This window comes from Streptomyces sp. NPDC088254 (assembly GCF_044740925.1).
Lineage (GTDB): Bacteria > Actinomycetota > Actinomycetes > Streptomycetales > Streptomycetaceae > Streptomyces.
On record NZ_JBIURQ010000009.1, the window covers coordinates 139,578 to 159,333 of the forward strand.

Annotated in this window: 14 protein-coding genes; 3 read left to right on the forward strand and 11 right to left on the reverse strand. The window is 71.4% G+C overall.

Annotated features, from left to right (window positions below; translation table 11 throughout):
• Positions 1-309 precede the first annotated feature (309 nt).
• Genes ACIOC0_RS25705 through ACIOC0_RS25715 form a run of 3 tightly spaced genes read left to right on the forward strand, consistent with a single transcriptional unit; the run spans position 310 to position 3,916 of the window.
• Complete coding sequence (locus ACIOC0_RS25705) at positions 310-843, forward strand: PadR family transcriptional regulator (RefSeq protein ID WP_402157864.1); 534 nt, start codon at positions 310-312, stop codon at positions 841-843.
• Positions 840-1,589 (forward strand): ABC transporter ATP-binding protein, encoded by a 750-nt coding sequence (locus ACIOC0_RS25710; RefSeq protein WP_402157866.1) that lies wholly within the window; start codon positions 840-842, stop codon positions 1,587-1,589. Before ACIOC0_RS25705 ends, ACIOC0_RS25710 begins: the two co-directional genes overlap by 4 nt.
• A 38-nt stretch (positions 1,590-1,627) precedes the next feature.
• Entirely contained in the window at positions 1,628-3,916 is a 2,289-nt protein-coding gene (locus ACIOC0_RS25715; RefSeq protein ID WP_402157868.1) for an ABC transporter permease, read from the forward strand.
• Positions 3,917-3,945: 29 nt separating this feature from the next.
• Here ACIOC0_RS25715 and pgi read toward each other — a convergent pair whose 3' ends face one another.
• The 11 genes from pgi to uvrC all read right to left on the reverse strand — a co-directional run bounded on the left by pgi (position 3,946) and on the right by uvrC (position 19,620).
• Complete coding sequence (gene pgi, locus ACIOC0_RS25720; RefSeq protein ID WP_402157871.1) at positions 3,946-5,592, reverse strand: glucose-6-phosphate isomerase; 1,647 nt, start codon at positions 5,590-5,592, stop codon at positions 3,946-3,948.
• Between the two features lie 254 nt (positions 5,593-5,846).
• Positions 5,847-6,182 carry an RNA polymerase-binding protein RbpA gene (locus tag ACIOC0_RS25725; protein WP_078637775.1) on the reverse strand — a complete coding sequence of 112 codons (336 nt, stop codon included), beginning with the start codon at positions 6,180-6,182 and terminating at the stop codon, positions 5,847-5,849.
• Positions 6,183-6,418: 236 nt separating this feature from the next.
• Positions 6,419-6,649, reverse strand: coding sequence for a preprotein translocase subunit SecG (gene secG / locus ACIOC0_RS25730; protein ID WP_207228689.1), 231 nt, complete (start codon positions 6,647-6,649; stop codon positions 6,419-6,421).
• 101 nt (positions 6,650-6,750) lie between these two features.
• Positions 6,751-7,527 carry a triose-phosphate isomerase gene (tpiA, locus tag ACIOC0_RS25735; protein ID WP_402157872.1) on the reverse strand — a complete coding sequence of 259 codons (777 nt, stop codon included), beginning with the start codon at positions 7,525-7,527 and terminating at the stop codon, positions 6,751-6,753.
• A gap of 5 nt (positions 7,528-7,532) precedes the next feature.
• Positions 7,533-8,744, reverse strand: a complete 1,212-nt coding sequence (locus ACIOC0_RS25740) for a phosphoglycerate kinase (protein WP_402157874.1) — start codon at positions 8,742-8,744, stop codon at positions 7,533-7,535.
• Between the two features lie 135 nt (positions 8,745-8,879).
• A complete protein-coding gene (gene gap / locus ACIOC0_RS25745) occupies positions 8,880-9,887 on the reverse strand; it encodes a type I glyceraldehyde-3-phosphate dehydrogenase (protein WP_351096977.1) in 1,008 nt (335 codons plus the stop codon).
• A 227-nt stretch (positions 9,888-10,114) separates the two neighbouring features.
• Positions 10,115-13,069 (reverse strand): M14 family zinc carboxypeptidase, encoded by a 2,955-nt coding sequence (locus ACIOC0_RS25750; protein WP_402157875.1) that lies wholly within the window; start codon positions 13,067-13,069, stop codon positions 10,115-10,117.
• A gap of 1,373 nt (positions 13,070-14,442) precedes the next feature.
• Positions 14,443-15,432 carry a DNA-binding protein WhiA gene (gene whiA / locus ACIOC0_RS25755; RefSeq protein ID WP_130437364.1) on the reverse strand — a complete coding sequence of 330 codons (990 nt, stop codon included), beginning with the start codon at positions 15,430-15,432 and terminating at the stop codon, positions 14,443-14,445.
• On the reverse strand, positions 15,423-16,490 hold the full coding sequence (yvcK, locus tag ACIOC0_RS25760) for a uridine diphosphate-N-acetylglucosamine-binding protein YvcK (protein WP_402157879.1): 1,068 nt from the start codon (positions 16,488-16,490) through the stop codon (positions 15,423-15,425). The genes whiA and yvcK overlap by 10 nt, the downstream gene beginning before the upstream one ends.
• Positions 16,487-17,572: an RNase adapter RapZ gene (gene rapZ, locus ACIOC0_RS25765; RefSeq protein WP_402157880.1), complete on the reverse strand. Its 1,086-nt coding sequence runs from the start codon at positions 17,570-17,572 to the stop codon at positions 16,487-16,489. Before rapZ ends, yvcK begins: the two co-directional genes overlap by 4 nt.
• Complete coding sequence (gene uvrC / locus ACIOC0_RS25770; protein ID WP_402157883.1) at positions 17,569-19,620, reverse strand: excinuclease ABC subunit UvrC; 2,052 nt, start codon at positions 19,618-19,620, stop codon at positions 17,569-17,571. Before uvrC ends, rapZ begins: the two co-directional genes overlap by 4 nt.
• Positions 19,621-19,756 lie beyond the last annotated feature (136 nt).

A 19,756-nucleotide genomic window follows, 5' to 3' on the forward strand; every position in this document is an offset into this window, starting at 1 on the left:
AGGTTCCTCCCAGCGCACCCGGCCCCGGGCGCCTTCACCCGGAGTCAGAGGCCATGTATACCTGTTAGGTATGGGCGATACTAGGGCCTGGCGTCAAAATCCCGTCGTCCGCCCGGAGGGCGGGCACGGCGGCGCCTGGTGCGTGTGATCGCAAGGCGCCGGAGCGTCCTCGTGGCGGAGCCACGTGGGCGGTTCGGCAACGCGGCGAGCGCGCGTACCAGGCGCCGCCGTGCAGACGGGATTTTGACGCCAGGCCCTATGGGCCTGGAGCACGATAAACCCCAGGGCGAGGACAGGAGGACAGCACGAGTGCGCCTGCCCCTCCTGGCACTTCTCGCGCGCGGACCGGCCCACGGATACGAGCTGAAGCAGGACCTTGAGCAACTGCTGGGCTCCGCGTACCCTCAGCCGAACGTCGGCCAGGTCTATGTGACCCTCGGCCGCCTGGAGAAGCAGGGGCTGATCGAGGGCGAGGCCGTCGAGCAGTCCAGCCGGCCCAACAAGAAGGTCTACCACCTCACCGACGACGGGCGGGCGGCGCTGCGCACCTGGTTCTCGGAGCCCGAGGACGAGCCGCGGGTGCGGGACGAGTTCTTCATGAAGCTGGCCCTCGCTCCGCGTACCGGCCTCGCCGACCAGCTCGCCCTCATCAACCAGCAGCGGCGCCAATACCTGAACACCATGCGCTCCCTGTCGAAGCTGGCGGCCGCCGAGGACCGGAACAACCGCATCGCCCATCTGCTGATCGAGGGCGCGATGCTGCACCTGCAGGCCGACCTGGACTGGCTGGAGCGGTGTCAGGAAGAACTGGAAGAGCTGAACGAGCTGGAGGAGCTGGAGTGAGCGAGCGCCCCGCTCCGGTGCTGCGCGCCGAGGGCCTGGTCAAGACGCATCACGGCGAGGGCGCCCCGGCCCGTGCGGTGCGCGGGGTGGACCTGTGCGTGGAGCGCGGCGAGTTCGTGGCGATCACGGGTCCCTCCGGCGCCGGTAAGTCGACGCTGCTGCATCTGCTCGGCGGGCTGCAACGGCCGGACGCCGGCAGCCTCTGGCTGGACGGCGAGTGCACGGACGCCTACAGCGAGGCGCGCTGGGCCGTCGAGCGCAGGAAGCGCATCGGGATCGTCTTCCAGTTCTTCAATCTGGTGTCGAACCTGTCCGTCGCCGACAACGTGGAACTGCCCGCGCTGCTCGCCGGCGTCTCCCCCCGGCAGGCGCGTGCCGAGCGGGAGGGGTTGCTGGCCGAGCTGGGGCTCGAGGGCAAGGAGCGGAGCATGCCGGGCGAGCTGTCCGGCGGCGAGCAGCAGCGGGTTGCGCTGGCCCGCGCCCTCGTCAACCGTCCGCCGCTGCTGCTGGCCGACGAGCCCGCGGGCAGCCTCGACAGCAAGGGCACCCGTGAGGTGATGCGGCTGCTGTCCCGCTTCCACCGGCGCGGGCAGAGCATCGTGCTCGTCACCCATGACGCCCGGCTGGCGAGTGCCGCGGACCGGGTGATCAGCTTCTTCGACGGGCGGATCGCCGACGACGCGACCCTCGACGGCGCTCCCGCGCGTGGCGTCGGCATCTCGGGTGTGCTGGAGCTGAGGGACTGACGTGCGGGCGTACGACGAATCCCGGAAGGGCTGAGACGGTGCGGGCCACCTTGCGCTGGGCGCACTCCGATCTGCGCACGCACCGCGGCGAGGCGCTGTTCCTGGTGCTGGCCACGGCGGGCGTCGTCGCCTCGCTGCTGCTGGCGGCGGCGCTGTTCGGGTACGCCACCAACCCGTGGCAGCGGGTGTTCACCCAGGCGCGCGGCGCGCATGTGTGGATCCACACCGGCCCGGCCGCCGCGACGGACGGGCTGCGCTCGCTGGACGGCGTCGACTCCGTCGCCGGGCCCTGGCCGACCGCCTCCACGACCGTGACCTCGCGCGGCGCCCGCGCCTCCGTCGAGCTGCGCGGGACGTCCGAGCAGCCGGCCGTGGGCCGCCCGCTGCTGCTCTCCGGCCGCTGGCTGGATCCGGCGACGCCCGACGGCGTGGTCCTGGAGAGCCGCCTCGCCCGCACTCTGGTCGCCGAGCCCGGTGACACACTCGCCCTGCCGGGCGCCGCGCACGAACTGACCGTGCTCGGCATCGCCGACAGCGCCGAGCCCCGCTACAGCCCGGGCGACCGGCCCGGCCTGGTCTGGGCGCTGCCGTCCGCCGTGCCGGATCCGTCCGGCCAGGTGGTCGGGCTTCGTCTGGCCGATCCCGACGACACGGACTACGCCGTCCAGCGCGCGGTCACGGTGCTGGGCGCCGGCGCGGTCAGCGAGGTCTCCACCTGGCAGCAGGCGCGTGCCGAGGCCCAGGGCGACAACCGGCTGCTGGGGCAGGTGCTGGGCCTGTTCGGGCTGGGCGCCCTCGTCGCCGCCGGGTTCGCGGTGCACGGTGCGATCGCCACCCGGATCCGCGGTCATCTGCGGGACATCTCGATCCTGAAGGCGATCGGCTTCACCCCCGGCCAGGTCGTACGGATCTTCCTGCTCCAGCACATCGCCTACGCGCTGCTGGGCGCGACGGCAGCGGCGGCTCTCACCCAGGCGCTGGGCAGCCTCGTCCCCGGCCGGCTCGGGGACGCGGTCGGCGTCTGGCAGGGGCTGCCGGGGCACACGGTGGCGTTGTTCGCGGTGCCGGCCGGGGCGGTGCTGTTCATCGCCGCGATCACCGGTCTCGCCGCGTGGCGGGCGGGGCGTGTGCCGCCGGTGCCGGTGCCGCGTCCGGTCTCGCCGTCGGGCGGACGGCTGTCCGGGGCGGCGCTGCGGGCGCTCGGGCTGCGGCTGCCGCCCGCGCTGGTCCTCGGCTGGCACAAGGCCTTCCTCACCCGTCGGCTGAGGTCCCTGGCGACGGTGGCCCGGCTCGCGCTGCCGCTGCTGCTGATCGTGGTCGCGTTGAGCGCCTGGACCACGATCGACCGCTTCCACAGCGCACCCGAGCGGACCGGCCTGCCCACCGCTCTCACGGTCCACCCGGACGCCGCGCTCGCCGACGCCTCGACGCGCGCGCTCCTCACCCGCGATCCGCAGGTCGCCGCCGCCTACCCCGGTGTGGAGGTGGCGGCCCTGGTCCCCGGCCAGACGGCCACGATCGCCCTGCGCGGCTACGGCACCCGCCAGGACCCCTACCCGTACACCCTGGCCGAGGGCCGTCCGGCGCACGGCCCGGACGAGGCGGTGGCCGGGCAGGGTCTGCTCGACCTGCTGGACGTGGGCGTCGGCGACTGGGTGCGGATGACGGTGGGCGACCAGCCGCAGATCCTGCACATCGTGGGGCGCAGCATCGAACCGGAGAACGCCGGTCGGGTCATCTCCACCTCGCTCGACACCCTCCACGAGAACGCGCCCGAGCTGGGCGGCCCGACCCTCTACCAGCTCCGGCTGACCCCCGGCGCCGACCCGGCCGCGGTCGCGGCCCGGCTCACCGCGGCCGGCCAGGGCCGTCTGGACGTCCACACCGCCGTCAACCCGGCCGACGGGCTCTCCCCGCTGCGCGGGGTGGTGGTGGCGGTGATCGCCGTCCTGGCCCTGATCGGGCTGATCGAGCTGCTGACGGTGATCGGGGGCACGGTCCGTGAAAGCGAACGCGATCTGCTCGCCCTCAAGGCCGTCGGTCTGTCCCCCCGCCAGATCACCGCGATCACGGTGACGGCCACCGCCTGCACGACGCTGACGGCGGCCGTGGTGGGCACGGCCCTGGGCACGCCTCTCGCGCACTGGCTGATCGACGCCCAGGGCCGGTCCAGCGGCATCGGGGCGGGGATCGCGCAGTCCCCGCCCCTGCCGCTCCTGCTGCTGCTCGGCACGGCGGCCGTGCTGGGCGCGACCGCCCTGGCGACGCTTCCGGCCGCCCGCGCCTCCCGCCGCAGACTCGCGGACACGCTCAGCGCCGTGACCTGAGCGGCGTGCTCATGACCTGAGCGGCGTGCTCAGCGACCGCGCAGCGTGCGGTACCTGGCGACCAGCGCCCGTGTGGAGGCGTCCAGGCCCGGCACGTCCGCGCCCTCGGTCAGGGCCGGCTCGACGCGCTTGGCGAGGACCTTGCCCAGCTCCACGCCCCACTGGTCGAAGGAGTCGATGTTCCAGATCGCGCCCTGCACGAACACCTTGTGCTCGTAGAGGGCGATGAGCTGACCGAGGACCGACGGCGTCAGCTCGCCCGCGAGGATCGTCGTCGTCGGGTGGTCGCCCTTGAACGTCTTGTGGGCGACCAGTTCCTCGGGCACGCCCTGCTCGCGCACCTCGTCCGGCGTCTTGCCGAAGGCCAGTGCCTGCGTCTGGGCGAAGAAGTTGGCCATCAGCAGGTCGTGCTGCGCCTTGAGCCGGTCGCTGAGCTCGGCGACCGGCTCGGCGAAGCCGATGAAGTCCGCCGGGATCAGTTTCGTCCCCTGGTGGATCAACTGGTAGTAGGCGTGCTGGCCGTTGGTGCCCGGAGTGCCCCACACCACCGGGCCCGTCTGCCAGTCCACCTCCCGGCCGTCGCGGCCGACGTACTTGCCGTTGGACTCCATGTCCAACTGCTGAAGGTATGCGGCGAACTTGGACAGGTAGTGGCTGTACGGCAACACGGCGTGCGACTGCGCGTCGTGGAAGTTGCCGTACCAGACGCCCAACAGCCCGAGCAGCAAGGGGGCGTTGGCCTCGGCGGGTGCGGTGCGGAAGTGTTCGTCGACGAGCCGGAAGCCGTCGAGCATCTCGCGGAAGCGGTCCGCGCCGACGGCGATCATCAGGGAGAGCCCGATCGCCGAGTCGAAGGAGTACCGCCCGCCGACCCAGTCCCAGAACTCGAACATGTTGGCCGTGTCGATGCCGAAGTCGGCGACCTTCTCGGCGTTGGTGGACAGCGCGACGAAGTGCTTGGCCACAGCGGCGTCGTCGCCAAGTGCGTCCAGCACCCACTGGCGGGCCGAGCCGGCGTTGGTGATCGTCTCGATGGTGGTGAACGTCTTGGACGCGACGATGAACAGCGTCTCGGCCGGGTCCAGGTCCCGTGTCGCCTCGTGCAGGTCGGCGCCGTCGACGTTGGAGACGAAACGGACCGTGAGGTCGCGGTCGGTGAAGGCGCGCAGCACCTCGTACGCCATGGCAGGCCCGAGGTCGGAGCCGCCGATGCCGATGTTGACGACGTTGCGGATGCGGCGGCCGGTGTGGCCGGTCCACTCGCCGGAGCGGACCCGGTCCGCGAAGTCGGCCATCCTGTCGAGGACGGCGTGCACCGCGGGGACCACGTTCTGCCCGTCGACCTCGATCACGGCGTCGCGCGGGGCGCGCAGCGCGGTGTGCAGGACGGCGCGGTCCTCGGTGGTGTTGATCCTCTCGCCGCGGAACATGGCGTCCCGCAGGCCGAAGACGTCGGTGGCGGCGGCCAGCTCGCGCAGCAACCGCAGCGTCTCGTCGGTGACGAGGTGCTTGGAGTAGTCGATGTGCAGGTCGCCGACCTGCAGGGTGTACGTCTCGCCGCGCCCCGGGTCGTCGGCGAACAGCTCGCGCAGCCCCACCCCGCCGAGCTGTTCACGATGCTTGGCCAGAGCGGTCCACTCGGGCATCTGATTGAGCCTCGTGCCGTCTGCGTTCATGTCGAGCCAGCCCTCTTCCTCGCCTGTCCGTGCTGCGCGTCTTGTCCCGCTCGGGTATCAACCTAATTGATCAGCCCACCAGATGAGCTGACGCGGGCCCGCGCGGAGGTGCGACAACAGATACGGCCGAAAGGGGCGGTTCGCCTCACGGTCCACGCGAGCGGGCGGGACGGGGCGGCCGGGGCGCGGGGCGGAATGCGACCGGCCAGGTACCCGAAGGCACCCGGCCGGTCTCAACTCCTAGTGCCGGGGCACTAGATCTCGCCCCGCAGTTTGGCGAGCGCCTCGGCGAGGATCGCCTCGCCGTCCGCGTCGCTGCGCCGCTCCCGCACATAGGCGAGGTGCGTCTTGTAGGGCTCGGTGCGCGGCGGGGCCGGGGGGTTGTCCCGGTCCTGGCCGGCCGGAAAGCCGCAGCGCGGGCAGTCCCAGGTCTCGGGCACCTGCGCGTCGCTGGCGAAGCTGGGCTGCGTCTCATGCCCGTTGGAGCACCAGAAGGAGATGCGCAGACGCGGCGCTGACTCACCGCGCTCGGCCTCGCCCATCGGCCCCGCCCCGACCCGGCTTCCCCGGATCGCGTTGCCACTTGCCACGGTCGTAACTCCCTGCGTGATGGTGCCGCGAAGCGAGTCGGGTTTCGCTTCGCCGCGAGCGCCTCAGTCTACGTAAGGCCCAACGCGCGTCCAGTGACCGGAGTTACAGGACCCGCGCTGCAAGCGTCCATGATAGGCCGCGGTCAGCCGCGCGTACCGAACATGGGGCGTTACGTGAGGAATGTGCGTTTGTGTGCGCTCTCAGCAGGGCGACCGCTCAGCGGCCGGTCGTCCGCTCAGCTGTTCGTCTTCATGAGGATGCCGAGGACGACGATGCACGCGAACCACAGCAGACCGATCACCACGGTGATGCGGTCGAGGTTGCGCTCGGCGACCGAGGAGCCGCCGACGGAGGACTGCATACCGCCACCGAACATGTCGGAGAGGCCGCCGCCCTTTCCCTTGTGCATCAGCACCAGCAGCATCAGCAGCAGGCTGAAGACGATCAGGGCGATCGAGAACCCCAAAACCACGGCTGGACCAACTTCCTCGGATTCGGATGACGACGGGGGCGCAGCGACGTCGCTGCGCCCCCGCAAGGGTACGACGGATCGCCGCTACCGCATACTCACTGGTCGCGGAAGCGCACGATCTTGACGAACTCGTCGGCGTCCAGCGAGGCGCCGCCGACCAGGGCGCCGTCGATGTCGGCCTGGGCCATGATCTCCGCGACGTTGCCGGACTTCACGGAGCCGCCGTACTGGATGCGGACCTTGTCGGCCAGCTCCTGGGAGTACAGCTCGGCGATCTTGCCGCGGATGGCGGCGCAGACCTCCTGGGCGTCCTCGGCGCCGCAGACCTTGCCGGTGCCGATGGCCCACACGGGTTCGTAGGCGATGACGACGGTCTCGGCCTGCTCGGCCGGGAGGTCCTTCAGGCCGGCCTCGACCTGGGCGAGGGTGTGGGAGACGTGGTTGCCCGCCTCGCGGACCTCCAGCTCCTCGCCCACGCACAGGATCGGGGTGAGGCCGTGCCTGTAGGCGGCCTTGACCTTGGCGTTGACCAGCTCGTCGGTCTCGGCGTGGTACTGGCGGCGCTCGGAGTGGCCGACGGCCACGTACGTGCACTTCAGCTTGGCCAGCATGGAGCCGGAGATCTCGCCGGTGTAGGCGCCCCCGTCGTGCGCCGAGAGGTCCTGGGCGCCGTACTTGATCTTGAGCTTGTCGCCGTCGACCAGGGTCTGCACGGAGCGCAGGTCGGTGAAGGGCGGCAGGACGGCGACCTCGACGGCCTCGTAGTCCTTGTCCGCGAGGGCGAAGGCGAGCTTCTGGGTGTGGGCGATGGCCTCGAGGTGGTTGAGGTTCATCTTCCAGTTGCCCGCCATCAGCGGCATGCGCGCGGTCATGTGGGTCAGTCCTCCAGTGCGGCGAGGCCGGGGAGCGTCTTGCCCTCGAGGTATTCGAGGGAGGCGCCGCCGCCGGTCGAGATGTGGCCGAATGCGTTCTCGTCGAAGCCCAGGAGGCGGACGGCCGCGGCGGAGTCGCCACCGCCGACGACCGTGAAGCCCGGGGAGTCGAGGAGTGCCTGGGCGACCGCCTTGGTGCCCTCGGCGTAGTCGGGGTGCTCGAAGACGCCCATCGGGCCGTTCCAGAAGACGGTGGCCGCGTCGGCGAGCTTCGAGGCGTACAGCTTGCGGGTCTCGGGACCGATGTCCAGACCCTCCTGGTCGGCGGGGATCGAGTCCGCGGCGACGGTCGTGGGGTGGGTGGGCGTCTTGGCCTTCAGGTCCGGGAACTCCGGCGAGACCAGCACGTCGACCGGCAGGACCAGTTCGACGCCGGTCTTCTCGGCGCGCGCGATGTACTCGGTGACGGTCGGGATCTGGTCCTCCTGGAGGAGGGAGATGCCGACCTCGTGGCCCTGGGCCTTGAGGAAGGTGTACGCCATGCCGCCGCCGATGAGGAGGCGGTCGGCCTTGCCGAGCAGCTCGTCGATGACGGCGAGCTTGTCGGAGACCTTGGCGCCGCCGAGGGCGACGACGTACGGCCGCTTGACGTCCTCGGTGAGCTTCTTCAGGACGCCGACCTCGGTGGCGATGAGATAGCCGGCCGCGTGCGGCAGCCGGGCCGGGAGGTCGTAGACGGACGCGTGCTTGCGGTGCACGGCGCCGAAGCCGTCCCCGACGTAGAGGTCGGCGAGTTCGGCGAGCCGGTCGGCGAACTCGCCGCGCTCGGCGTCGTCCTTGGACGTCTCGCCCGCGTTGAAGCGCAGGTTCTCGATGACGGCGACCTGGCCGTCGGTGAGGCCGGCGACGGTGGAGCGAGCGGACTCGCCGACCGTGTCGGTCGCGAAGGCCACGTCGGCGCCGAGGAGTTCGCCCAGGCGGGCGGCGGCCGGCGCGAGGGAGAAGGCCGGGTCCGGGGCGCCCTTGGGGCGGCCCAGGTGCGAGGCGACGACCACCTTGGCGCCCGCGTCCGCGAGGGCCTTGACGGTCGGCAGCACGGCGCGGATGCGGCCGTCGTCGGTGATGGCGCCGCCGTCCAGCGGCACGTTGAGGTCGGCACGGACGAAGACGCGCTTGCCTGCCACGCCTTCGGAGAGAAGTTCGTCGATCGTCTTCATGAAAGGGGCTCCCGGGAGGGCTGGTGGTACGACGTGATCGTAGAGAAGGCCTGTCGTGACGTGAGTCAGGGCCCGGGCCGCGCGTCCCCGCGCTGCCCGAGCCCTGCTCTCACACCGAGCCGCCCGCTCTGTCGGTCAGAGCTGGCCGCCGACGAAGACCGTCAGGTCGACGAGGCGGTTGGAGTAGCCCCACTCGTTGTCGTACCAGCCGATGACCTTCACGTTCTTGCCGTCCTGGACCATGGTCAGGGACGAGTCGAAGGTGCAGGACGCGGGGGCGTTGACGATGTCGGAGGAGACGATCGGGTCCTCCGTGTACTCCAGGATGCCCTTGAGCTCGCCCTCGGCGGCCTTCTGGAAGGCGGCGTTGACCTCTTCCTTGGTGACCTCGCGGCCCAGCTCCAGCACCAGGTCGGTGACCGAGCCGGTGGGGACCGGGACGCGCATCGCGATGCCGTCGAGCTTGCCCTTGAGCTGGGGCAGGACCAGGGCGGTGGCCTTGGCGGCGCCCGTCGTGGTCGGGATGATGTTCTCGGCGGCGGCGCGGGCGCGGCGCAGGTCCTTGTGCGGGAAGTCCAGGATGCGCTGATCGTTGGTGTACGCGTGCACCGTCGTCATCAGGCCCTTGACGATGCCGAAGTTCTCGTCGAGGACCTTCGCCATCGGCGCCACACAGTTGGTGGTGCAGGAGGCGTTGGAGATGACGTGGTGGTTCGCCGGGTCGTACTTGTCCTGGTTGACGCCCATCACGATGGTGACGTCCTCGTCCTTGGCCGGAGCCGAGATGAGGACCTTCTTGGCGCCGCCGGCGAGGTGCTTCGCGGCGTCTTCCTTCTTGGTGAAGATGCCGGTGGACTCGATGACGATGTCGACGCCCAGCTCGCCCCACGGGATGTCCGCGGGGTTGCGCTCGGCGAGCACCTTGATGGTCTTGCCGTCGACGGTGATCGTGTCGGCGGTGTGCGAGACCTCGGCCTTCAGACGGCCCAGGATGGTGTCGTACTTGAGCAGGTGAGCGGTGGTCGCGGTGTCACCCAGGTCGTTGACAGCCACGATCTCGATGTCAGCACCCTGCTCCAGGAGCGCGCGGAAGTAGTTACGCCCGATACGGCCGAAGCCGTTGATGCCTACGCGGATCGTCACGAACCGATCTCCTCGTTGGTACGCCGGCCATGCGGTGCCGGCGAGCTGTGTTTGGGATGTCCCCGACCACCCCCGACCCTACCTCTCCGGGCCCCGGGGAGTGACATTGAGTCGGTCCATACACGGCATGGCGGTCCGTACCCGCCAGTAGGGGTACGGACCGCCCTGGCCAGAGGCCCTTCGGGCCCGTTTCCACCACGCACCGTCAAAGGGAGTTGACCGGTGCGTCACCGATCAAGTGATGCGAGGGCCTTTCCGATGAGCGCCTTGCGGTCGGCGGCGGTGAGGTGCTCCAGTCCGAAGCCCAGCAGCACGGTGTCGTCGGTGGCGACCGCCGCGTACGTCTGGAACAGGGCTCCGCTGCGCGCCCAGTCCTTGACGACGGCGGGGCTGCCGGCGGGCGGGCCGGGCACGCTCCAGGCGCCGAGCGACGTCTCGAAGCCCTCGGTCTGCACCGCGTTTCCGCCCACGACGACGGAGGCGTTGTCGACGAGGACGCCACGGCCCCCGGTGCCGGGGTCGGTGATGTAGGAGAGCGACACCTCCACGGACTTCCCGGCATAGGCGGACAGGTCGAAGGACACGTCCTGCCAGCCGGCCGAGGCGCCCGTGAAGCTGTTCCAGGAGCCGCTGGTACCGGTCGGGGCGCAGGCGCCGCCGCTGAGCGTCAGGTACCGCTTGAGCGCGGGGTGCGACTGGAGGAGGTACCCGGCCTCGCATTCGGCGGGGACGGCGGTGCCGGTGGCGCCGCCGGCCTCCGGCAGCGTGGTCCAGTCGTCGGCTCCCGCGGTGTGCGCCTCCAGGACGGCGTGGTCGTAGCCCGGTTCGGTGTTCCACAGCAGCCGGGTCCGCAGCGACGGGTTCTGGGACGCGCTCACACCGGTGAGGTCGATGGTGCGGGTGAGGCGGTTCCAGGCGTAGTCGCTGTGGGTGACGGCGGCCATGGAGGCGCCCTCGTAGGGCCCGAACGGGTTGACCGTGCCGGGGTAGCGGCCCGCTCCCGCGCTGGCGAACTGCGGGAAGCGGGACACGGGCAGGGTCTCGGAGGTGACGCTGAACGAGCCCGCCTGGTTCAGCGGGTTGCCGGGTGCCGCGCCCAGCGGTCCGCCGGAGCCGGCCAGCGCGCCCGTGCCCTCGAAGGCGGTCGCGCCGGGCAGGGAGGTACGGGTGTAGGCGCCCAGGTAGTACTGGCTGAAGTCGTTGGACGGGGTGCCGTCGCCCAGGTCGACGTTGCCGCCCGCGAGTTCGCCAGCCTCGATCAGTTTGCCGCCCTCGTTGAGGTAGGCGCGCAGTTCCAGCTGGGTCGGGTTGCCCGGGGCGCTCGCGCCCGTGTAGTGGACGACGGTGTCGAAGTGGCCGAGCACGCCGAGCGCGTCCGGCACGCCCTGCCGTGCGACGCCCCAGACGACCGCCTTGTGGCCGTTGGCCTTCAGCGCGTCGACGTAGGTCTGCGCCTGCGTGGCGGCCGCGCCCTCCTCGGCGACGACCAGCGTGTCCGCCTTGGGCAGTTCGGCGACCGTGTACGTGAAGTGCGCGCTGGAGACCTGCGCGCCGTCCTCGTCCTCACCGGTGAACCACACCTCGACCTTGTCGCCCGGTTCGCCGTGCTTGACCTTGGCGCGGTACTCGTCGAAGTAGAGGTCGTCCGCGCCGCCGTAGGTCTCGCCGCCGCTCCAGGACTTGAGCCTCTGGTCGTGCACGGAGCCGCCGTTGACGCGGTACTTGAGCTCCTTGTCGCGGATCGCCTTGCGGGCGACGACCGAGACCTCCTGCTTGTGCCCGCGTGAGTACGACGTGCTGAAGGGCGCGAGGGTGAAGTCGGCCGCGGTCAGGCCGACCGAGGACTTCGGCCGGTCCGGGCGCGCGGCGCTCTCGGCGACGGAAAGGGCGAAGGGGATGTTCTTCGCGAACTCCTGCTGGATCAGCTTCTCGTCGTCCGGGAAGTTGAAGACCGACTGGCAGTCGGCCGCTTTCCACTGGTCGTCCGGGACGAGGTTCGAGGCCGTCTGACAGGTCGACATCTCGGGGGTGAACATCGCCGTGCCGTTGACGTTGGCCGCGTGGCCGTCGGCCTCGCCGTTGGTGGTGTACAGCTCCGAGGAGACCTGCGGGTGGTAGCCGGGGATCGCGGAGTTCTCCGGGGTGCCGGCGAGCGCCTTGTAGGCGACGTCGTCCGGGGTGTCGGTGGCGACCTGCCAGCCGACGCCGTAGAGGAGGAGTTCGGCGGCGGAGTGGTAGTTGACGCCGTACGCGAAGCCGATGCGCTTCTCGAAGGCGTCCAGCGCCTTGGTCTCGGGCTCGGAGTTCGGGCCCGGGCCGCGGTAGGTCTGGCTGGTGGGGGTCGGGGACGAACCCTCGTCGTCGTAACCCCACTTGTAGGCGAAGTTGCGGTTGAGGTCGACGCCGTCGCCGGTGCCGATGACGCCGTCGGCGTTGACGTCCCGCAGGTTCTTGCGCCACAGGCGGTTGTCGGCGCTCTGGAAGGTGTAGTCGTAGCCGTCCGGGTTGGCGGACAGCAGGAACCACAGCTCGGTGGTGTCGACGATCTTCTTGACGCGCTGGTCCGTCGAGTAGCTGTCCAGGTAGTGGTGGAGCAGCCGGCGGGTCATCTCCGGCGTGATCCACTCGCGCGCGTGCTGATTCGACATGTACAGCGTGGCCGGCTTGGAGCCGTCCTTGCTCCGCTGTGCGTCCTTGGTGAGCTTGAGGGCGAGGATGTCCTGTCCGCCGACGGTCTTGCCGATGGAGACGACCTTGGTGAGGCCGGGGTTCTCCTGGGCGGTGCGAAGGATCTCCTCCTTCAGGCCGCCCTTGCCGCTGTAGGGCCGGAACACCCCGTCGGCGGCGGCCTGCACGCGGGCCTCCGCCTTGGCGGACAGGGTGTGCTCGGTGAGCGGGACGCCCTGCTGCTCCAGCTTCTCGGCCTGCTTGTCGGTGAGGTAGACCTCGACGGTGGCGGTGCCCCGCGCGGGCGCCCGCTCACTGAGTTCGTGACCGTCCTGACCGGCCGCCAGCAGCAGCGGGATCTGCTTCTTGGTGACCTCGGCGCGGAACACCTTGACCTCGTCCGCGTCGGTGTCCTTCGCCGGACTCCCGGGTTGTGCCTGGGCGATGGGCGCGAGGCTCGCTCCGCCGATCAGGAGCGCGCCGACAGCGAGGATCGATCTCGCTCTACGTCTCATGAACCCCCCTGGTGTGGGTTCGCCGCAACAGCGAACAGATGCCAGGCTCATGTCAGTTCTTGATCGAGTCAAGGGTGCCTCAAGGGTGAGTGAACACACCGGCTACCAGCCCAAGTGGGCTGGGGACGCGGTGTGTTGGGGTGGGGGTGAGGTTGGGGTGGGGGTGAGGTCTGGGGGTTGGTTGGGGTGGGGGTGAGGTTGGGCCGGGATGGATGTGGGGGGGGTGGGGGTGAGGTTGGGATGGGGTGGCTGAGTGAGGTGATGTGGCGGGGGCGAGGTGGGGGTGGGGCTTGTTCGCCGGGCGCTACCGCGTGGGCAGGCGGCGGCCCGGTATCTCGGCGGCCGCAGTTCCGCCGGGGACAGCGGCCGTGGAACCGGTCGGTCGGGGTTGGCCGGTCCGGCGGCCGTGGAACGGGGCGGTCGGGGTTGGCCGGTCCGGCGGACAAGGACCGGTTGGGGACGGCGGGGGGACGGTGGGGGGACGATGCCGGCGTGTGCCGTGTCGGCGGGCCGGACGAACCCACAGATCTGACGAGACGCAGATCTGACGGGCTGACATATCTCACAGGCGGGCCGGCAGACCTGACGGGCTGCGCAGACCTGGAGGGGCCCGCCAGACCTGACGGGCCGGCAGGCCTGACCGGTTCCGGGCAGCCGGGCCGCGCCAGAGGCTTGTCCTGGCCGATGGCGCGACGCCGGCGGGGACGACGATGCGGCTGCGGCCGTCAGATGCGCGACCGCACGGGAGGCCCGCTGCCGCCGGGACAGCGGCGCTGGAACCGGGAACCGGTCGATCAGACCTGGCCGCTTCGGCAGCCACGGCACCGGTGGGGGCGGTGCCGGTGTGCACTGTGCCGGGCCGTCGATGCCGGCCGGCCCTCCGCCGGTGGGGCCCACCGCCGTTGCAGCCTTCCGCACGTGGGCTTCCGCCGGTGAAGTCCTCCGCCGGTAAGCGCACCGCACGTGGGGTCCTCCGCCGGGTAAGCCCACCTCCGGTGTGCCCACCGCCGGTTGGGCCACCGCCGGTGAGGGGTTCAGCTGGTGGGGCCACCCCCGTAGGGCCTTCCGCTCGTGGGGCCGACCGCTCGTAGGGGCTTCCGCACCGCGTAAGCCCGCCGCCGGTAGGACCACCGCCCGTGAGGCCCTCCGCCGGTGAGCCCACCGCCCGTGGGGGCTTCCGCCGGTGAGCCCTCCGCAGGTGGGGCCGTCCATACCGGGTAAGCCCTCCGTCGGTGTGCCACCGCCCGTGAGGCCTTCCGCCGGTCGGGCCACCGCCCGTAGGGCCTTCCGCCCGTGGGGTCACCGCCTGTGGGGGCCTGCGGCGGCGTAACGGGGCGTGGTGCCAGGGCGGGCGGCGGGCGGCGGGCGTGTGGTCAGCCCACCAGGTTGTCGGCCAGTTCCTCGCTGAGGTTGGCCTCCGTGCTCGGGATGCCCAGGTCGGAGGCGCGCTTGTCGGCCATGGCGAGCAGCCGGCGGATGCGGCCGGCGACGGCGTCCTTGGTCAGCGGCGGGTCGGCGAGCGCGCCCAGCTCCTCCAGTGAGGCCTGCTTGTGCTCCATGCGCAGTCGGCCGGCCGCCGCGAGGTGCTCGGGGACCTCCTCGCCGAGGATCTCCAGCGCGCGCTGCACCCGGGCCCCTGCGGCCACCGCCGCACGGGCGGACCGGCGCAGGTTGGCGTCGTCGAAGTTGGCGAGCCGGTTCGCCGTGGCGCGCACCTCTCGGCGCATCCGCCGCTCCTCCCAGGCCAGCACCGACTCGTGCGCGCCGAGGCGGGTCAGCAGCGCGCCGATCGCGTCGCCGTCGCGGACGACCACCCGGTCGACCCCGCGCACCTCACGGGCCTTCGCGGCGATGGACAGTCTGCGGGCCGCGCCGACGAGCGCGAGCGCGGCCTCCGGCCCGGGGCAGGTGACCTCCAGGGAGGAGGACCGACCGGGCTCGGTGAGCGAGCCGTGCGCGAGGAACGCCCCGCGCCAGGCCGCCTCCGCGTCGCAGGTCGCCCCCGAGACCACCTGCGGCGGCAGACCGCGGATCGGGCGGCCCCGGCCGTCGACCAGGCCGGTCTGCCGGGCCAGCTGGTCGCCGCCCGCGACCACCCGTACGACGTACCGGGAGCCGCGGCGCAGACCGCCGGGCGCCATCACGATCAGCTCAGAGCTGTGGCCGAAGATCTCCAGGATGTCCCGCTTGAGCCGGCGGGCCGCCATCGCGGTGTCCAGCTCCGCCTCGATCACGATCCGACCGCTCACCAGGTGGAGGCCGCCGGCGAACCGCAGGATGGCGGAGACCTCCGCCTTTCTGCAGCAGGTACGGGTGACGGGGAGCCGGGAGATCTCGTCCTTCACCGCTGCCGTCATCGCCATGGGCCGATCCTTCCATGCATCCGAAAAATACGGTCGTACGCGGCGGCCAGCAGCTCCGGATCATGCCGCGGAGTTCCGTCGGGCCGGGCCACCGGCGCCAGCTCCACCGCGGCCCCGAACCGTTTGGCGGCGTCGGTGAGGGAGTCGCGGTCGGGCACGGCGGCCTCGTCGGCCAGCACCACGTCCAGGGCGAGTTTAGGGGCGTGTCGTCCCAAAACCTCCAAATGACGCTGCGGGGAGAAGCCGTCGGTTTCTCCCGGCTGCGGTGCGAGGTTCAGCGAGAGTACCCGGCGCGCCTTGGTCTGCGTGAGCGCGTCCAGCAGCTCCGGCACCAGCAGGTGCGGGATGACCGAGGAGAACCAGGAGCCGGGCCCCAGGACGACCCAGTCCGCGTCCAGGACGGCCTCCACCGCCTCCGGGACGGCCGGCGGGTCGTGCGGCACGAGGTGCACCGACTGCACCTCGCCCGGCGTCAGCGCCACGGTCGCCTGTCCGCGCACGGTGTCCACGTCGTCGGGGCGCTGGGGGTCGTGCCCCTTGACCAGCGCCTGGAGTTCCAGCGGCACGGCCGACATGGGCAGCACACGCCCGTGCGCGCCCAGCAGCCGGCCGACCAGGTCCAGCGCCTGCACATGGTCGCCGAGCTGCTCCCACAGGGCCACGATCAGCAGGTTGCCGACCGCGTGGCCGTTGATCTCGCCCTGCGACTGGAAGCGGTGCTGAATGACCCGGGACCAGGTCTGGCCCCAGTCGTCGTCGCCGCACAGCGCGGCCAGCGCCTTGCGCAGATCACCGGGCGGCAGGACGCCCAGTTCGTCGCGCAGACGCCCGCTGGAGCCGCCGTCGTCGGCCACGGTGACGACGGCGGTGAGGTCGCCGGTGATCCGGCGCAGCGCGGCGAGGGAGGACGACAGGCCCATCCCGCCGCCGAGCGCGACGACCTTGGGCTGGGCGCCGCGGCGGCGGGGTCTGCCGCCCCGGGCCTCGCCCGGCCGGCTCACCCGCCCCTCGGACGCCGTCCTGCGCAGCCGGCCGAGCCGCGGAGTGCGTCCCGTCATTCCCGTCCCATGTCCCGGTGCACGACCACCGTCTCCACGCCCTCGGCCGCGAGGCGCGCGGCGAGCTTCTCCGACATGGCGACCGAGCGGTGCTTGCCGCCCGTGCAGCCCACCGCGATGGTCACGTAGCGCTTGCCCTCCCGGCGGTAGCCCGCGGCGACGAGCTGGAGCAGCTCGGCGTACCGGTCGAGGAACTCCTTGGCGCCGGGCTGGTTGAGGACGTACGCCGACACCTCCTCGTTCAGGCCGGTGAAGGGGCGCAGCTCGGGGACCCAGTGCGGGTTGGGAAGGAAGCGCATGTCGACGACCAGGTCGGCGTCGACGGGGAGGCCGTACTTAAAGCCGAAGGACATCACGGTGGCCCGCAGCTCGGGCTCCTCCTCGCCGGCGAACTGGGCGTCCATCTTGGCGCGCAGTTCGTGCACGTTGAGGCTGGAGGTGTCGATGACCAGGTCCGCGTCGCCGCGCAGCTCGCGCAGCAGCTCGCGTTCGGCGGCGATGCCGTCGACGATGCGGCCGTCGCCCTGGAGGGGGTGCGGGCGGCGCACGGACTCGAAGCGGCGCACCAGGGCGTCGTCGGAGGACTCCAGGAAGACGATCCGCCGGGTGACGCCCTTGGACTCGAGGTCGGCGAGGGACTCGCGGAGGTTGTCGAAGAAGCGCCGGCCGCGGACGTCGACGACGACGGCGATCCGCGCCACGTTGCCCTGGGAGCGGGCGCCGAGCTCCACCATGGTGGGGATCAGGGCGGGCGGGAGGTTGTCGACGACGAACCAGCCGAGGTCCTCCAGACACTTGGCCGCCGTCGAGCGGCCGGCCCCGGACATGCCGGAGATGATCACCAGCTCGGGGATGGCCGCGTCGGGGATCCCGGGTGGTGTGACGTCCGTGCTCACCTGTGCTCCGTCTTCCTGACGCGCCTGCTGTTCGGCGTCGTCGTGACCTGCATTGTGCGGGTCGGGTCGCGCGCCGGACGCGCGGGGGTCCTGCTGGGGGGCCCGCGGCGGCTGTCCGGGGGCCGGCGGCGCCGGCGTGGGGGGTTGTTCCTGTCCGCTGGTGGGGTGTGCGTCGTGCTCGGTCATGTCTCCTGCCCCCGTCGTTCTTCCGGGACGCCCGCGGTGACGGGCTCCCCGGGGGGACCCGCCGTGTCACCGGGTTCCCCTTCTTCCATGATCTCTCCCGTGGCCGTGTTCACGGCGGGCGCGGGCGGAGCCGCCTCGGCGAGGGCCGCGGCGATCGTCTCGGCCGTCTTGCGGCCTATGCCGGGCACCTCACAGATCTGTTCGATCGTCGCGGCACGCAGCTTCTTCACCGAGCCGAAGTGTTTGACCAGGGCCTGCTTGCGGGTCTCGCCGAGGCCCGGCACGTCGTCCAGGGGGCCGGCGCGGAACCGCTTGGCGCGCTTGGAGCGCTGGTAGGTGATGGCGAAGCGGTGGGCCTCGTCGCGGACGCGCTGGAGGAGGTAGAGGCCCTCGCTGGTGCGGGGCAGGACGACCGGGTCGTCGTCGTCCGGCAGCCAGACCTCCTCCAGTCGCTTGGCGAGGCCGCAGACGGCGATGTCGTCGATGCCGAGTTCGTCGAGGGCCCGGCGGGCGGCCGCGACCTGCGGCTGCCCGCCGTCGACGACGATGAGCTGGGGCGGGTAGGCGAACCGCTTGGGGCGGCCGTCCTCCTCGGTGAGGGCGCCGTCGGGGAGGGCGGGGTCGCCGTCGGCCCACTCGCCGGTGCGCTCCTTCTCCGCGAGGTAGCGCCGGAAGCGGCGGGAGATCACCTCGTGCATGGACCGGACGTCGTCCTGTCCCTCGAAGCTCTTGATCTGGAAGCGGCGGTACTCGCTCTTGCGGGCGAGCCCGTCCTCGAAGACGACCATGGAGGCCACCACGTCGTCCCCCTGGAAGTGGGAGATGTCGAAGCACTCGATCCGCAGCGGGGCGCTGTCCAGGTCGAGGGCCTCGGCGATCTCCTCCAGGGCGCGCGAGCGTGTGGTCAGGTCGGAGGCGCGCTTGGTCTTGTGCAGGACCAGGGCCTGCTGGGCGTTGCGCTCGACGGTCTCCATCAGGGCCCGCTTGTCGCCGCGCTGCGGGACGCGCAGCGAGACGGCGGAGCCGCGCCGCCCGGTCAGCCACTCCTGCACGGGCTCCACCGGGTCGGGCAGCGCGGGGACCAGGACCTCCTTGGGCACCGCGTCCCCGGACTCCTCGCCGTAGAGCTGCTGCAGGGCGTGCTCGACGAGGGCGCCGGTGGTGATCTCCTCGACCTTGTCGGTGACCCAGCCGCGCTGGCCGCGCACCCGTCCGCCGCGGACGTGGAAGATCTGGACGGCCGCCTCCAGCTCGTCCTCCGCGACCGCGATCAGGTCGGCGTCGGTCGCGTCGGCGAGCACGACCGCGTTCTTCTCCATGGCCTTGCGCAGGGCCTCTATGTCGTCGCGCAGGCGGGCGGCCCGCTCGTACTCCATCTCGTCGGCCGCCTGCGCCATCTGCTGCTCCAGCCGCCGCAGATAGGCGCCGGTGCGGCCGGCCATGAAGTCGCAGAACTCCTCGGCCAGGTCGCGGTGGTCGTCGGCGGAGATCCTCTCGACGCAGGGCGCGGAGCACTTGCCGATGTAGCCGAGCAGACAGGGGCGGCCGGTACGGGACGCGTTCTTGAAGACACCCGCGGAGCACGTGCGGACGGGAAAGACGCGCAGGAGGAGGTCGACGGTGTCGCGGATCGCCCACGCGTGCGCGTACGGCCCGAAGTACCTGACGCCCTTCTTCTTGTGCCCGCGCATCACCTGCACGCGCGGGAACTCCTCGTTCATCGTCACCGCGAGGTAGGGGTAGCTCTTGTCGTCGCGGTACTTGACGTTGAAGCGGGGGTCGTACTCCTTGATCCACGAGTACTCCAGCTGGAGCGCCTCCACCTCCGTGGACACCACCGTCCACTCCACGGACGCCGCCGTGGTGACCATGGAGCGGGTGCGCGGGTGCAGGCCCGCGAGGTCCTGGAAGTAGTTCGCCAGGCGCTGGCGCAGGCTTTTCGCCTTTCCGACGTAGATCACCCGGCGGTGCTCGTCGCGGAACCGGTACACCCCGGGGGAGTCCGGGATCTGTCCCGGCTTGGGGCGGTAGCTGGAGGGGTCGGCCATGTCTCACACCCTACTGGCGCGCGGTGACAGTCCGGCCGGGCTGTGGACAACCGCGGCGGGTGCGTCACGTTCCTTCGCTCAGGTGTTGTCGGGACTTGGTCAACACGCTTCAATGCGGGGGAACTCGGGTGGTGAA